Source organism: Ruegeria sp. AI3 (assembly GCF_056541245.1).
This window is the reverse complement of record NZ_JBQFYA010000007.1, coordinates 126,520-141,223: the sequence shown is the minus strand read 5'-3', so window position 1 is coordinate 141,223 and position 14,704 is coordinate 126,520. Positions and strand designations below refer to the sequence as shown.

Below are 14,704 nucleotides of genomic sequence, written 5' to 3'. Positions count from 1 at the left end.
GCGCTGATCTGCCTTAGTCGTCGAGCCGTCAGGCGATCTCGATCGTTTTCTTCTCATCGTAGACAGAGCCGTCATCATCGTACCAGGTGAAGACAAACTCACCGGAATCGGGCACAGTCGCTTCGAACTGGAAGTACGGGTTGGTCGAAATCGCCGGCTCCATCGTCACATCAACCACCATTTCTCCGTTAAACTCGCAGGTGAAACGGTTGATGATCGAACGCGGGATGACGTTGCCTTCTTTGTCCTTGCGCTGGCCGCTTTCCATCTTGTGGCTGATCAATGTCTTGATCGTAACGGTTTCTCCAGCAGCGGCTGTCTTTGGAACCTTGACGCGGGGTTTAACACCGGATGCCATTGGTTAGTCTCCTGTTCTTCAGGGCGCGTGGCGATCAGCCGCCGCAGCCGCCGATTGTCACTTTTACGGTCGCGGACGCTTTGGCAAAGCTGCCATTTGCCATCTTCGCCACGGCAATGACATCCTGCGTTCCGGCAAGACGAATACGGGTTGATGCGGCTTGTTCAGCAGCCAACGGACCGAAATTGAAAGTTGCAACGCCCGGTTCGGGGTTACCTGCAGCCACGATAAGAATTGCAGTTGCGCCCGGAGCACTGACTTCGATTGGTACGGTATTGCCGTTTTCTGCGATTTCCGGTGCGGTCAATGTAACACCGCCGTCAGCCACATCTGCACCGCCTGTAAATGCCGCGATGGCATCTTCAGCAGCTGCATTTGCCCGAAGCGGCATAATTGTCAGGAACGCGGCGCCCAGCCCTAGGGCCAGTGTCTCGCGGCGAGAGAGTTCCATTTTCAATCTCCTTTGAAACTTCGTGAATACACGCCTAAAAGCGCGACTATTCCTCTTTCAGGGTCGCAAGAAACGCGACCACGTCCTCGATTTCCTGCGCTGTCAGGATCGACGTCAAAGGCGCGGTTGGCGCTTTTCCGGTATAGGCGTCGCCCGGGCGGATATAGCCGTCATCCTTGTAGAAAGCTGGCATCACCGTGCCTTCGAATGTCATCTTTGCGTTTGCGACCAACCCGCGAAGCTCTGCTTCGGTCCAACGATCACCGGCACCATCCAGCATCGGGCCGACTTCACCGTGGAACGGGATGTCCGCCAAAACCGTGACCGCGTGGCAGGCAACGCAGTTGCCTTTTGACTTGTCGCCAACGATGAGCGCGCCATTGGCCGCGTCGCCAGCAGCGCCGGTCAACGAAGCCTCAATGGCACCGTAGTCGTCATAGGTTACGTCCTGCGGGTCTGTATCTGCCGCATATGCAGCAAAGCCCGTCATTGCGCAGACCAATGTTAAGAGTCTCAGCTTCATGATCCCTCCCATTTGCTAACGCGCCGACGGCGCCTTGCGACCCAAAGCCTTTGTGTACCGTAGTCGACGAGTACCGCTTGTCGCAACATTAAATTCATAATAATGAATTTTTTTATTTATAACGGCAGCGATCAATCCTGAGAAACATTGTTTCGCTCTTGAATGCGCTGCGCATGATAACGTTGGAAATCTTCACCATTATCAAGCTCATATCGTTTTTCATCGACCCAGGTGAAAAGGTCCAAGGTTGTTCCTTTTGAGAACGCTCCGGGCATAACAGCCACCGCGGCATCGATAGCTGTCGCGTCCTCTGGCACCTCTTCAGGAAGAAAAACAAGCGTCGGGGTGAACAGAATCCCCCATTTTCGCATCAGCGCTCTTTGCTCATTTTCTTCCCCGTCAAAGTCGGTAGCGGTGGTGCTGCCATGCAAATCCAGTTGGACGACAAAGAAATTCTCTTCGATGAACGCTGCAAGGTCAGGCTGGGGGAACACCTCTTCATGCATCTTTTTGCAGTAGATGCAGCCCTGCTGTTCAATAAACAAAACAAGCCGTTTGTCTTCGCTTGAGGCCTCTTCGAGATCCTCGCGGAGGTCTTTGAACGTGTCGCGCATCCACGGTGTTTTATGCAAACCGTCGTCGCCCAGCTCAGCGGCGGAAACTGTCCCGCCAATCAGAAACGCGATCAATACTGACAAAACTCGTTTCATGTCCTCCTCCCGGATTATCCAATGGCTGCGAGCCAAGGCATATGGTCGAGCATCCATTGTGCGATGTAGTTGATGGAATTGGTTGCGATGAGGATGCCGAAGAGCACCAGAAAGCCACCCATGGCCTTTTCGATGAGGGGCAAGTGCTTTCTGAACTGCGCCATCCATTGCATGAAAGGGCGGACCAGAAAGGCTGCCAGAACAAACGGTGCGGTCATTCCAACCCCGTAGACGAATAGAAGTACCGCTCCACGCCAAGCCGTCTCGGTTCCGGCCGCTGTAAACAGGATCGCAGCGAGCACTGGCCCAACACAGGGTGTCCAGCCAAAAGCAAATGCTAGTCCAAGAACATATGCCCCAACAAGGCTTACATTTGATGTCTCACCGACGTCCGCACGAAATTGGCGATACAAGAACCCGATGCGAATGAACCCCAGGAAATGCAGCCCCATCGCAATGATTATGGCCGCTGCAATCCAGCGCAGGATGTCGAAATACTCTCGGACCAGCTGCCCGAAGATCGAAGCTGTCGCCCCTAGCGCCATGAAGATCGTTATGATCCCAGCTGCAAACGCTATCGCAGAAAGCGTTGCCCTGCGACGAACGCCGGCGGAAAGTGTTGTGCCCGCAGATATCTGATCAATCCCGACGCCTGCCAGATAGCTAAGATAAAACGGCACGATAGGTAGAATGCAGGGCGACAGGAAAGACAACAGTCCTGCGACCAAAGCTCCTGCAAATGTAATGTCGAGCATGGTCAAACCTGTCCTGGCACGATATCATTCAAATATTCAAAATAATAAAGATATGTCGCTGCGGTCAATCGGAGCTTAAGATGCGCCACCTAATTCTGCTTTTACTTGCAATCACGTTGCTTGTTTCTCCGGTGATTTCACGGGCAGAAATGACGCTCCTGATGGCCGAAGAAGATGGGTGTATGTGGTGCGCACGTTGGGACACCGAAATCTCGGAGATCTACCCCAAGACACCCGAAGGACATGCCGCGCCACTTCAACGCATCGATATCCACGCAGCTATGCCTGAAGGCATCGCATTGGAGCGGCCTCTCTACTACACGCCAACCTTTGTTTTGCTGGACAATGGCCAAGAGGTTGGACGGATCGAAGGCTATCCCGGCGAAGACTTTTTCTGGGGGTTGCTGGGCGTTTTGTTACGTGACGCTGGGGTGCCGATTGAGACCTCTGGATAAAACGTGGCCAATAAAATAAACTGTTTCGAATGCGTGAAGCTATGAAAGCGAGGCGATCTTGTTGGACAAATCTTCAAAACTGCCTGTGTTCTCCAAGGACATGTGCGCCGAAGACCTGGACAGAATGATGGAAAATGCTCAGACGGCGTCAAATTTCCTCAAGGCAATCAGCCATGAAGGGCGCTTGATGATCCTGTGCTACCTGTCTTCGGGTGAAAAATCTGTCACGCAGATGGAAGAAATGCTCTCGGCACGCCAGGCCGCCGTGTCTCAGCAACTATCTCGCCTACGCTTCGAGGGCTTGGTCAAAACGCGACGCGAGGGGAAAACGATCTACTACAGATTGGCGGATGATCGATCGACACAGATTCTGGAAGTCGTCTACGATCTATTCTGCAGGGAAAAGTAGAAGCCGCCAAAAATACCCGCCAGCTTTGGGAGGAGACTGGCAATGTTTGAAACATTGGGAGACGCCAACACCGTCGCCCTGATCGGTTTGATCGGTGGCATTGTGTTGGGCTTGGCCGCACGCATTGGCCGTTTTTGCACGCTGGGTGCAATTGAAGACTACCTTTACGCAGATGATGACCGGCGGCTGCGCGTGTGGGCAATTGCGATCGGCGTAGCAATTGTCGGCAGCCACTTGGCTATGGCTTTCGGGGGGCTGGACCCTGTTGGAACAAGGTATCTTGCACAGACCTGGAACCCACTTGGGTCGATCGTAGGTGGCCTCATGTTCGGTTACGGAATGGCCATCAGCGGGAATTGCGGCTATGGCGCGCTGGCAAGGCTTGGGGGCGGCGACCTTCGATCATTCGTCATAGTATTGATCATGGGTTTATCTGCTTACGTTGTCATGTCCGGGCCCCTGGCCTATTTGCGCGTTTGGGTCTTCCCCGAGGAGATGGGTCTTAGTGGCCCCCAAAGCATCAGCTTCCTTGCCGAACAACTGACCTCTATCCCAGCTTGGCTCATTGGCTCCGTTATTGGCGTTGCATTGGTGATTTTCGCCTTGGCAAACCAGCGTTTCCGCCGAACTCCCGCACAGGTGTTCTGGGGATCTGTAGTTGGGCTGGCGATCGTATCAGGGTGGCTCGGCACGAATTGGGTGGCGACGCACGGTTTTGATGGTGAACCGGTTCAAACCCATACCTTCGCTGCACCCCTTGGCGACACAATATTCTACCTAATGACAGCCTCCGGAAACACTTTGTCCTTTGCGGTCGGATCAGTCTCCGGCGTTCTCATTGGCGCATTCTTGGGGTCCTGGTCCAAGGGTCATTTCAGATGGGAAGCATGCGAGGATCCACGTGAACTCAAGCGTCAGATGCTCGGCGCGGCGATCATGGGGCCAGGCGCGATCATCGCGGTCGGTTGCAGCGTCGGACAAGGTATATCTGCCTTCTCACTTTTGGCCTACAGCGCGCCTGTAACATTCGCTGCCATATTCGCCGGTGCAGCGATTGGGTTGAAACAACTCGTGTCTGGGCTGTCCTTCATAGCTGAGCGTTGACGTCACAGTTCAAACTAGAATTCACGTGTGGAGGACGGTTTCAGTAGTTCGCTCTTGTTGAGAAACCGATCGCTTTTGAAGGCAAATAGTCCGCAAACCATGCCCGTTAGCAGTTTGAAAAGTCAGATGACCATCGCGGTGCAAGCCGCCGGTGTCTAAACGACAGACCCGCAACTTCCGGTTTACGCCTCAAAACCTTCCCGTTTGTTTTGCCCATCGCTGCGGTGTGGTTCACCATAGGAGACATCCGCTGCCTTTGAGAGTTGGCATTGAATCCGAATGATCGGATAGTGAAATCTTTCACACGTGGAGCAAGGCTAACCACGAGAACGAATATGAGCTCGCGTCGATCTTGCTAAAGGTGATCCGTTTGACAGGCCCAACAATCCATTGATTATGTGCGCATGACCAAAGCTCAAAGACCGCCAAAGCCAAAACCAATTCCTTACACCCCGGAGCCGGACCGCTATGAGCGGATGGTGTATCGTCGATGTGGGCGATCCGGAGTGAAGCTTCCTGTTGTCAGCCTAGGGCTGTGGCACAATTTTGGAGCGGACTCGACGCACGAAAACAAGCGAGCAATGTGTCGGGCTGCGTTCGACCATGGGATCACTCACTTTGATCTGGCGAATAACTACGGTCCACCACCCGGATCGGCCGAAGAGGCATTTGGCGAGATCCTCAAAACGGATTTCGCGGGTTACAGGGATGAGCTGATCATTTCCTCCAAAGCAGGCTACGACATGTGGCCGGGACCTTACGGTGAATGGGGGTCGCGCAAGTACATGATCGCGTCTTGTGACCAATCACTCGCGCGCATGGGGCTTGATTATGTCGACATCTTTTATTCCCACCGCTTTGACCCCGATACCCCGCTCGAAGAAACAATGGGCGCGTTGGATTATATCGTACGATCGGGCCGCGCACTCTACGCAGGTATCTCGAGCTACAACTCCCAACGCACGCGCGAGGCGGTGAAAATTCTCAACGACCTTGGGACACCTTGTCTGATTCACCAGCCTTCTTACAATTTGCTCAATCGGTGGGTGGAGCGGGACGGTTTGCTCGATACTCTGGATGATCTTGGGGTTGGGTCGATTGCGTTCACGCCGCTGGCACAAGGCATTCTGACTTCCAAATATCTGACCGATATTCCGAGTGGCAGCCGTGCCACGCAAGGGAAGTCATTGCTTGATGGCATGATCAACGAGCGGTCTCTGGCAAGTGTCCATGCTCTGAACGACATGGCCGAGGCACGCGGGCAGACTCTGGCGCAAATGGCGCTGGCCTGGGTACTCAGAGGTGGACGGGTGACGACCGCTCTGATTGGTGCGTCCCGGCCGGAACAGATCGTAGATTGCGCAGGCGTCGTTGATAATCTCGACTTCAGTGCTGACGAACTGAGAAAGATCGATCAAATAAGTTCAGAAGAAGATATCAATTTGTGGGCGCGCTCGTCAGAAACAGAGTGACCATCCTTAGAACGTACGCAAAACCCTCGTCCTTTGACGCTTGCGATCTTTGGCGGATTGAACGTTTTTAGTTCGGCCTACCTGCCAACATGAGCCATCGGCCAAATATGCTCATTGGCCAATGAACCGCTCTTCAGCAATGTGGCCCTCCCAAACTACCATTCGCTGCAGCAGCATGAATTGATGGAGGGTGAAGACACAACGTTTGTACAGAAATCACTACTCAGATCAAAAAGAGGGCCGTTATCGCTAGTCTGTTGACAGACAAGCAGCATACTAAAAAATATTGATCTAGTCATGTTGCATGAAAATTTGAAAATGAAGCCTCTTTGGAGTGGGGTTTCAGGTCTAACTAAAACGCTAGGGCTACGCTTCTTTTTTTTAGTAGTAGTTCTAGGCGTAGCTTCATGCATTCGACCTCCAGAACTCGTAGGCGTCGAAAATCCCCAATATCCTGCGTCAGATGTAGTTGAGGCCAAACGCCAAACAGTCTTTATTGCCACAACGCGACAGGCGTCCGGAGCAGAGGGTGTTTTTTATTCGGGCGACCGCAGCGATACACTTGGACTAGCTTCGGTGGTAGTCACCATTCCGCCAAATCACAAAGTTGGCAAAATAGAAAGAACCAGCGCTCTCCCACCCAACCCTTCGAAGCATTTCACTATCATCGACCCAAAGGTTTATGCATCGGAAAACGCTTTTGTTTCGGACATTGACAAACAACTTCTTGCACTTGGTGCTTCGGAGCGAAACGTCCTATTTTTTGTTCACGGCTACAATACGACCCTAAGTGACGCCATTCTTAGATTGGCCCAATTTGTTGAGGATACTGAGTACGATGGGGTTCCGGTGTTAATGTCTTGGGCATCTGCGGCAGAAACCCTCAAATATGTTTACGATATCAACAGTGCGCTTGCTGCTAGATCCGACTTTTTGAAAGCTGGTGAAATAGTTACGCGATCAAAAGCTCAGCAATTCGATATTCTTGCATTCTCAATGGGAGCGTTTCTTACAATGGAAGCGATCTCGCAAGCGGAGCTGGCCGGAGAATTCAATCCTCGAAAAAGAGTGCGGAACATTATTCTGGCGGCGCCGGATATAGACTTGGCCGTTTTTGAGAACCAGCTTTCCAAAATAAAACACGACAATCAAAAGATCTTTGTCTTAGTTTCGTCAGACGACAGGATTCTAAACTTCTCAAAATTCGTTTCTGGTGGAGTAGATCGCGTTGGCGCAACAGATGCAGCGGAACTCGCGAAGTCTGGAGTAACCGTTATCGATCTAAGCCAAGTAAGAGATTCTAAGAGCACCAGCCACTCAAAATTCGCTGCTTCGCCAGAAGTCGTTCGGATATCTGGTGAAGCAATCCGGACAAGTAGACGTTCCAGTAGACGATCAACTGTAGAACTTCAGGATCTAATCGGTGACGCTTCCGTGGAAATCGTGGGCACAAGGTAGTCTGATCGTTTTCCCCTATATAATAAGTCTTCTTCGACTAGAAATGTAAACGGCGGCTTTGTCCGCAATGCTGTCATTGGCGCCAAGCGCAGCGAATGCCTGCTTTCCGCCCGCAAACGACATTGGGGTACAGCTAGGTGAGAAATTTCAAGCGAAGTCTAGGGCATTCCTTTTGCAAGATTGCGTTAGTGTCAGTCATGGCTACTACCAAAGCTAACAACGCTTGCCATAGTACGTTCTCGAACGATTTTGCGTAATCCTACAAGTTCTGTAGGTTTGCGCATAACACTTCGCGCACCCCATAAGTTTACGTAGTTCGCCCATAGTTTTGCGCTGCGCGTTTGTCTGCATTAGCGACGAATTCAATCAGTTTATGGCTTAGTCGTCGCGGTTATGGCCCTTTGCATTGCTCAACCCCGCAAAGGGCCTCCCTAAGGAAACTTGGATTCTCGCGAAGGTCTGCGATGCGCAGAAAGCTGACTTTGCAAAGTCACAGTCTCCACTTCAAGCAGCACTTCAATGCTTGGTGGGCGCCAGATTGATAATCGTATTAAGCAATTTCATTTAAGTATTACTGCATGACATTCTGTTTTATCCACAGTCTGGGCACGTAACACACTGGCTTTCATATGCTTAAGACAGGCGGTTTTTAATTCGAATTTGCTTCACGCGCAGCTTTGGCTCGAAAACTTGCCAATTTTGACGCGTCAAATTTTGCAGCCCCGGAACCTAATTTTCCAATGGCGCTTGGATCGTTGACCTCATCCGCGTCAGTGAACTTCCAACCATAAGCTGGGAGATCATCGCCAGCCTCTACATACTGAGCTTCAAATGAATACGTTGCTCTCATTGGAACGAACCCATCCACGAAATTCATCGTCCTCTCTGACGGCGAAATAGAAACTATCCCTGTAAGGCGAACTGGCTCGTGAAAGCGTTCTGGATACCAACCTTCCGGCAATCGAACACGAATAAGCTGGTTTGGGTTCGGTGGAGGCGTATGGCTGCACATACCTCTCTCCGGAACCAAGTAAGCGACGTTTGTACCATCAGGATCCGGTGGTGCGGGTATCGCATAGCCCGCCAGCTTTACGACTTTTCCGTCAATTTCTGGATTACCAGCCGTGGCGGCTTTCTTTCGTCGCTCTGCAACGACCCATCGTTGTTCAATCAACCAATCAACGTCGATCCCAGCCTTTTGCAGCGGCGTCTCATTTTCCAGAATTTTCGCTTCAAGACTTTTGCGGACATCTTCGGAATGGGCTCCACTATCCAGTCTGAGCTTTAGTCGGACGACTTCAACAAGACCACTAAGCTGGTCAGGTGTCAGTTCTTTGAAAGGATCTACGTATTCCTGAGATTCTTCATCAATCAATTGGTTCCAGTCTAACTCAGCGATTTCTGCGGACAACGACGTTGAAATCAAAGAGGCAACACAGACTATTCTCCAAATCTTCATGACTTATCCTTTTCAACCGTATGGCCACTTGGATGTTGGTCAATGCGTCATCACCTGCCAGCTTAAGACATTTATGGACACTTGGGCTCTAAGCGAAACACAGTTCAAAGCTCGTTTTTATAGATGACTCCGTCCTTCATAATCAGGTCGAAGTTTTCTTGTGGGTCCCCTACAAGCTCCAAGTTTTCAAGCGGGTTGCCGTCCACGAGGATCAGATCAGCGTATGCGCCATCTCTGATAACTCCGAGTGGACCGTCTTGGTAGGGATGACGAGGGCCACTCATTTCCATTAGGCGGGCATTTTCAGAGGTCGCTATCTTGAGCGCTTGATAAGGCGTCATCCAAGTTCCCAACCTCACAAGATATTCGCTCTGTTGATACGCCTTTGATGGATCCATGAGTTGATCGGTGCCAAAGGCGAGATTCACGCCAATTTCGACGGCCATTGGGTACAGCGCGTCTACAGCATCAGTCACCTGTTTCCACTTTTTGGCACTAACTGGGCTATCCCAAACCATATCGGCCTCAAACATCGCCTGAGGACTGAGCCAAGCGCCTTTTTCCTTCATCAATTCCAGTGTTTCTCTTGATGCGAAGAAGCCGTGCTCAATGCTCATCACGCCGTTTTCTATTGAGGTACGGATACCTCTGTCTGTCATCACATGCGCCAAAACATAGGTGTTAAAGTTCGTTGCCTCTTCGACTACCGCACGAATTTCGTCGACCGAATACTCGCTCACATCCAGCGGATCGTATTGGGAAGAGACACCACCACCAGTCGTGATTTTGACCTGAGTAGCACCAAACTTGAGGATTTCTCTGGTTCTCTTTCTGACTTCCGGTACGCCATCAGAAATCATCGCCATCATATTTTTTTCCCAATAACTCAGTTCAGAGTTGGAGTTTCTTGGGTTTTCAAGCAGCGTGTGAAAGTCGGCATGGCCTGACGTTTGGCTCATGAATGGTCCGGAGGGCAAAATGCGGTGACCGGGGTATTCACCAGCGTCAATCAGTTTCTTGATCGTAAACGGATTTCCGCCAGGGTCTCTAACGGTGGTAAATCCACGCATTAAAGTCTCTTCAGCCCCCTTCATACTGCGAATGGCCACTTCCGACATGTCGCCTTGATTCAACATTAGAACGGATGCAGGGGTGTAGGCATACGTCGTGTGCCAATGGACATCGATCAATCCTGGGATCATCGTGCGACCGCCACCGTCAATCACCACCGCGTTCTCGGCTTCGATTGGGTCGGAAGAAACAGCGGTTATGAGATTATCTTCGATCAAAACGTTAGCATTCTCGATGCGTGCTTCGTTTACCCCGTCAAAAACATGAACATTCGTTATGAGAGTTCTTGTAGAATCCTCTTGAGCGCTCGCCAGCGTTGCCAGCATGCTTGAGATTACCAAGCAGAGCGTTGACAATTGATTTTTGCGCATATCTTTCACCCTAGGAATATCAAAGCATTCGATTGTTTAATTTTAACGAAGGTAGCCAACTCTCCGAGGAAAATCGATATGAACTTTTTTAAGGAACTTGGCGAAGGCAAACCGGAGCTTTTTGCGGCAACCGTACGTGAAGCAATGACAGGAGAGGTTTTCGATGGCGATGTGATACAGTTGGGAAAGGGGGCTGACGAAGGCGCAATTTTCACAGCTCGTTTAGGGCTTTCCCGTTTGTCTAGTATCCGCTTCAAGCCCAATGCATTGGTGAGAACCGCACAAAGTGAAAGCTTCGCTAATTTCACTGTACCAATCTGCGCTTCAGAGTTATGGACGGTAAGTGGCGTTCCTTTGAAAGAAAACTCCGTTTTCTTCAATTTCACTGCATCGGAAACCGAGGTAGTCGCGCGCAATCGAACTTCGTTATGTGGTCGTGTGCCCTTGCAACGATTTCTCAAAGAGGTTCAACTTTTTTCCGGCAGAAATACATCGGATTTTCGCGGACCAACGGTTATCGTGAAACTGTCTTCTGATTTTCACGCAGCTTTGGTGCGAACACTTAGCTGCATAATGAACCAAGCCGATGGTCAATATACCCAGAGTGATTTGGAGGCGCGTCTTGCAAGGACGCTTGCGATCTTCTTTGCCTTATCTCTGAATAGTGGGAATGCACGCAAAGCGACTTGGTCTCAAAAAGTGGGTTTGGTCTCAAAAGCACGAGAGTACTATTCTTCCGCCTTGTCAAAAAGGCCATCAGTGGCAGATCTGTGTCGAGTAACCGCGGTAAGCGCGCCAACATTGATCTCAGCATTTCGCGACGTAACGGGTGAAACACCAGCACGATTTTTTGCTCTTCAAAGACTGGCCAATGTCCATGATGAACTTGTTCAGGCGTCTCAGCAAAAACCCATGGTGAAGCAAGTGGCGCTCGCTCACGGATTCACCGATTTGGGACGATTTGGGAGCCTGTACAAAAGCATATATGGAATTTTACCATCAGAGCAAATTGAGCGTACTGTACCCATTTGACCGGTTGTCTTTTTAGTTCTGCCGAAAACCGATTAATACGAATCTCGGCTCCGATGTAGCAGAGTTCCCTTGACGGATTGCAATGGCACCTCAACGATTTGCCAAACAGAACTATGGATTGGACGGCGGAATGTTTTCATTTTTTTTGAATTTCTACAGGCTCTTAAAAGCGATTGTCCGCTCGTGGAGTAGCCCTAGATTCCGCGGAGCGCTTACCCTTGCAATACTCTTGTTGCTTTCCGGAACTTTGTTTTATGTCAGCGTCGAGGGGTGGTCTTGGGTGGACGCGCTGTACTTCAGTGCAACTACTATTTCTACGGTTGGCCTCAGTGACCTAACGCCCGTAACCGACACAGGAAAACTCTTTACCGTGTTGTATATTTTCGTAGGCGTCGGGGTCTTCATCACGCTGTTTGTACAATTCACACATGCCCTTCTTAGGGACTACGATGAGAAAAAGTCGTCAGATAATTGAAGACTGAAGCAACGGTCTTTCGGTCGTTGCACCCTAGCGCTTCGCTCTGCCGTATGCGGTTAAGGTCGTTGAGAAACTGCTTGGATTAAGGCAAACAAAGCAAAGACAAGGTTCTTTATCATCTTGTCTAAGCAGCTAGTTTGAGAACATGGCCTCCGTAGCACAACTAACCGACTGGATGATTACCGAAGGACGCCGCTCAGGCGACCCTGTTAAAGTAGTTTCGCATTTCTGCTCGTCCTTAATTGAGGAAGGTGTACCGCTCTGGCGGGTCAATATCGGTCAGCGCTTCGCCAATCCGCTACTCATTGCATGGGGGGTCGTTTGGACACCTGATGGGACCGACAGCTACGACGTAACTCATGAAACGATGTTGACGGAAGGGTATGTTGGTAGCTCGTTTGAGTACATTCTGGAGCACAGAAAGCCGCTTCACAAAAGCCTGCGACAACTGGATCCAAAGACTGAGCATTTATCGTATCTAGAGTTCGCTGAGCTCGGTGGCACAGATTACTATGCAACTCTGATGTATTATGGCGACGGATCTCTGCACGGCTGCACATTTGTCACGCAGGAACCAGACGGCTTTTCACCGCAACATCTGGAATTGATTGAGGCAGCGCTGCCTGCTTTGTCTTCCGCTTTGGAACCTGTCACGATGCGCAAGTCAGCCAAGGGTCTATTGCGAACATATCTTGGCGATGGGCCCTCCGACGCCGTATGGAGCGGGCGGATCAAGCGAGGCGAACGAACGACCCTTGATGCGGTGGTCATGTTTTCTGATTTACGAGGGTTCACGGCGCTTTCAGAAGCCGCACCCGAGGCCGATGTGTTTGACGCGCTGAGCGGCTACTTTGATCTGGTTGTTCAGTCTGTGGAAGATAACGGTGGCGATGTTCTCAAGTTCATGGGTGATGGAATTCTCTCGATCTTCACCATCGCAACTCAGGCTGATCACGCCGACCGATGCCGAAAGGCTGCGCAAGCCGCACAAAGTGTATTGGCCGGTTTGACGGTCCTCAACCGTCGCCGCGCTGAAGCGAAAAAGCCGTCTTTGGACGTTGGGATCGGGATCAATGTTGGACAAGTCAGCTATGGCAACATCGGCAGCCCTGGTCGACTTGATTTCACGGTTCTCGGAGGTGCAGTGAACGTTGCGAGTCGAATTGAGGGGCTGACTAAATCTATTGGCCGGAGAGTGCTGGCAACATCTGCGATTGCCGAAGTCTCCCCTGATCTGTTTTCCCCTTGTGGGTTTCAAGAAGTTCGTGGACTTGCGCGTCCAATCGAATTGTTTTCTCTCGTCGAAGAAGAGCTTTGATTCAGCGCTGACTTAATTTTGGCAGCATCGCGAGAAGCAGGAACCAGATATTGGGCACCAAGTGTTAAGAGGCAGGTTTTTACCTCATTTGGGAGTTTGCAAAGCCCGACGATGGATGTCCGGTTTGGGCTGCTGCTCGACAGACGAGTATCTGGCCAATCTGGGCTGGCCATATCCCGAGCCTGACAGAAGGAAAGGAAAGACTTCTTCGGTTGAGAACAGATGGGCCAAGTCCGGAGGCTTACGACTTTGCAACTGGCAAAGATATGGTTGTTAAATAAGCAGCCCAGCGACCTCAAATCTGGATCGACTATCCTTAACCCGTTGCTTACTCCTGAACCACCAAGTCTTCAAAACGCCTGGCTCCAGCTTCTGGTAATGTTGCGAAACGAATTCCATCAAGACCAATCTCATCTCGGAGCTTTGCCAGATGTTTCAGGTCATAACCAGAGTCTTGAGGTACGACTAAGAGCGCCTCTGGTACAAGTCTCCTAAGGAGCCAAAGATAGCCAAGTGTATTTATTGCGAACTGTCTTTCTACTCTTGTCCTGTGCGCGTTTATTTCGACCGCTACTTTGGGCTTCCCATCAACTTCGATGACGTAGTCAGGATACAATGAACCTAGGCTCCTTCCGTCTTTGAGCACCGCGTTGTCGGATCCGAACATCTTGGGGCCATATACCCTTAGAAAAGAGAAAACAGTTTGATCAAAAATTTGCGCGCGTTGAGGAGAGGATAGTTTTGAAAGATTTGTATCCGAGTGCTTTTCTGCTCGCTCCTGTCGGAGTCGGTCGAACTCGGCCTTTAGCTCGACTTGTCTCATTTGTCCGCCGAAGACCTGGGGCGCTAGTCTTTCAGCAGTGGTCGGATCCAGTTCTTCTATTTTCATCAAAAACATGACCAGGGTCATACCCAACCAAGCTGGTCTATCTTTTTCTACGTCAGGAAATCTCTTTTTTAACCACTTGTATGCTTCGAGCGGGTTTCTCAGGGTATGAGCACGCTTCCCTCTTAGTTCCGCCACCAAATTCAGAACTTCCGAAGATGTGCGAAGGTCATATTTTATTGGGTTTTCGACCGCTTCTGCTAGGGCTTCACCAAAATCTATCCAATTATCTTTTTTTGCCACGTCTTCGAGGCCGTTGCTTTTTCGCATCGGTTAGTTCACCATTATTGTGCATCGTCAACAATTATTTGCAAAATACGACGCCGATATTGTAGGGAATACCCTATGAAAATCGACAGTAGAGCAGAAATCCCTGCGCGCCAAGCTTGGCGAA

The 14,704-nt window shown here is 50.7% G+C and carries 17 protein-coding genes; 9 read left to right on the top strand and 8 right to left on the bottom strand.

Going from position 1 to position 14,704, the window contains the following annotated elements; all coding sequences use genetic code 11:
• Nucleotides 1-28 precede the first annotated feature (28 nt).
• From soxZ to ACRZ95_RS12380, 5 genes are all read right to left on the bottom strand, one after another.
• On the bottom strand, nt 29-358 hold the full coding sequence (gene soxZ / locus ACRZ95_RS12400) for a thiosulfate oxidation carrier complex protein SoxZ (protein ID WP_170679142.1): 330 nt from the start codon (nt 356-358) through the stop codon (nt 29-31).
• Between the two features lie 34 nt (nt 359-392).
• Nucleotides 393-809, bottom strand: coding sequence for a thiosulfate oxidation carrier protein SoxY (gene soxY / locus ACRZ95_RS12395; RefSeq protein WP_170679144.1), 417 nt, complete (start codon nt 807-809; stop codon nt 393-395).
• 46 nt (nt 810-855) lie between these two features.
• Nucleotides 856-1,332, bottom strand: coding sequence for a sulfur oxidation c-type cytochrome SoxX (gene soxX / locus ACRZ95_RS12390; protein ID WP_170641608.1), 477 nt, complete (start codon nt 1,330-1,332; stop codon nt 856-858).
• A gap of 131 nt (nt 1,333-1,463) precedes the next feature.
• Nucleotides 1,464-2,042, bottom strand: a complete 579-nt coding sequence (locus ACRZ95_RS12385) for a SoxW family protein (RefSeq protein ID WP_170679146.1) — start codon at nt 2,040-2,042, stop codon at nt 1,464-1,466.
• 14 nt (nt 2,043-2,056) lie between these two features.
• Nucleotides 2,057-2,797 carry a cytochrome c biogenesis protein CcdA gene (locus tag ACRZ95_RS12380; RefSeq protein WP_170679148.1) on the bottom strand — a complete coding sequence of 247 codons (741 nt, stop codon included), beginning with the start codon at nt 2,795-2,797 and terminating at the stop codon, nt 2,057-2,059.
• 80 nt (nt 2,798-2,877) lie between these two features.
• Here ACRZ95_RS12380 and ACRZ95_RS12375 point away from each other — a divergent pair, with 80 nt between their 5' ends.
• The 5 genes from ACRZ95_RS12375 to ACRZ95_RS12355 all read left to right on the top strand — a co-directional run bounded on the left by ACRZ95_RS12375 (nt 2,878) and on the right by ACRZ95_RS12355 (nt 7,695).
• On the top strand, nt 2,878-3,252 hold the full coding sequence (locus ACRZ95_RS12375) for a hypothetical protein (RefSeq protein ID WP_170380041.1): 375 nt from the start codon (nt 2,878-2,880) through the stop codon (nt 3,250-3,252).
• A gap of 100 nt (nt 3,253-3,352) precedes the next feature.
• Complete coding sequence (locus ACRZ95_RS12370; RefSeq protein WP_170380040.1) at nt 3,353-3,661, top strand: ArsR/SmtB family transcription factor; 309 nt, start codon at nt 3,353-3,355, stop codon at nt 3,659-3,661.
• Nucleotides 3,662-3,703: 42 nt separating this feature from the next.
• Nucleotides 3,704-4,765 (top strand): YeeE/YedE family protein, encoded by a 1,062-nt coding sequence (locus ACRZ95_RS12365; protein ID WP_170679150.1) that lies wholly within the window; start codon nt 3,704-3,706, stop codon nt 4,763-4,765.
• 440 nt (nt 4,766-5,205) lie between these two features.
• Nucleotides 5,206-6,237 (top strand): L-glyceraldehyde 3-phosphate reductase, encoded by a 1,032-nt coding sequence (gene mgrA / locus ACRZ95_RS12360; protein ID WP_480555025.1) that lies wholly within the window; start codon nt 5,206-5,208, stop codon nt 6,235-6,237.
• Between the two features lie 297 nt (nt 6,238-6,534).
• Nucleotides 6,535-7,695 carry an alpha/beta hydrolase gene (locus ACRZ95_RS12355; RefSeq protein ID WP_170679152.1) on the top strand — a complete coding sequence of 387 codons (1,161 nt, stop codon included), beginning with the start codon at nt 6,535-6,537 and terminating at the stop codon, nt 7,693-7,695.
• 649 nt (nt 7,696-8,344) lie between these two features.
• Here the strand turns inward: ACRZ95_RS12355 and ACRZ95_RS12350 are convergent.
• Nucleotides 8,345-9,154 (bottom strand): DUF3299 domain-containing protein, encoded by an 810-nt coding sequence (locus ACRZ95_RS12350; protein WP_170380014.1) that lies wholly within the window; start codon nt 9,152-9,154, stop codon nt 8,345-8,347.
• Nucleotides 9,155-9,258: 104 nt separating this feature from the next.
• On the bottom strand, nt 9,259-10,596 hold the full coding sequence (locus tag ACRZ95_RS12345) for a metal-dependent hydrolase family protein (protein WP_170380015.1): 1,338 nt from the start codon (nt 10,594-10,596) through the stop codon (nt 9,259-9,261).
• A 78-nt stretch (nt 10,597-10,674) separates the two neighbouring features.
• Between ACRZ95_RS12345 and ACRZ95_RS12340 the strand changes: the two genes are divergently transcribed.
• From ACRZ95_RS12340 to ACRZ95_RS12325, 4 genes are all read left to right on the top strand, one after another.
• Nucleotides 10,675-11,628, top strand: a complete 954-nt coding sequence (locus tag ACRZ95_RS12340) for a helix-turn-helix domain-containing protein (protein ID WP_170380016.1) — start codon at nt 10,675-10,677, stop codon at nt 11,626-11,628.
• A gap of 82 nt (nt 11,629-11,710) precedes the next feature.
• Complete coding sequence (locus ACRZ95_RS12335) at nt 11,711-12,103, top strand: potassium channel family protein (RefSeq protein ID WP_367397140.1); 393 nt, start codon at nt 11,711-11,713, stop codon at nt 12,101-12,103.
• Between the two features lie 148 nt (nt 12,104-12,251).
• Complete coding sequence (locus ACRZ95_RS12330) at nt 12,252-13,424, top strand: adenylate/guanylate cyclase domain-containing protein (protein ID WP_170332093.1); 1,173 nt, start codon at nt 12,252-12,254, stop codon at nt 13,422-13,424.
• An 86-nt stretch (nt 13,425-13,510) separates the two neighbouring features.
• Nucleotides 13,511-13,705 carry a DUF3291 domain-containing protein gene (locus ACRZ95_RS12325; RefSeq protein WP_170679326.1) on the top strand — a complete coding sequence of 65 codons (195 nt, stop codon included), beginning with the start codon at nt 13,511-13,513 and terminating at the stop codon, nt 13,703-13,705.
• A 47-nt stretch (nt 13,706-13,752) separates the two neighbouring features.
• Here the strand turns inward: ACRZ95_RS12325 and ACRZ95_RS12320 are convergent, their stop codons facing one another.
• Nucleotides 13,753-14,580, bottom strand: coding sequence for a hypothetical protein (locus tag ACRZ95_RS12320; protein ID WP_170585329.1), 828 nt, complete (start codon nt 14,578-14,580; stop codon nt 13,753-13,755).
• Nucleotides 14,581-14,704 lie beyond the last annotated feature (124 nt).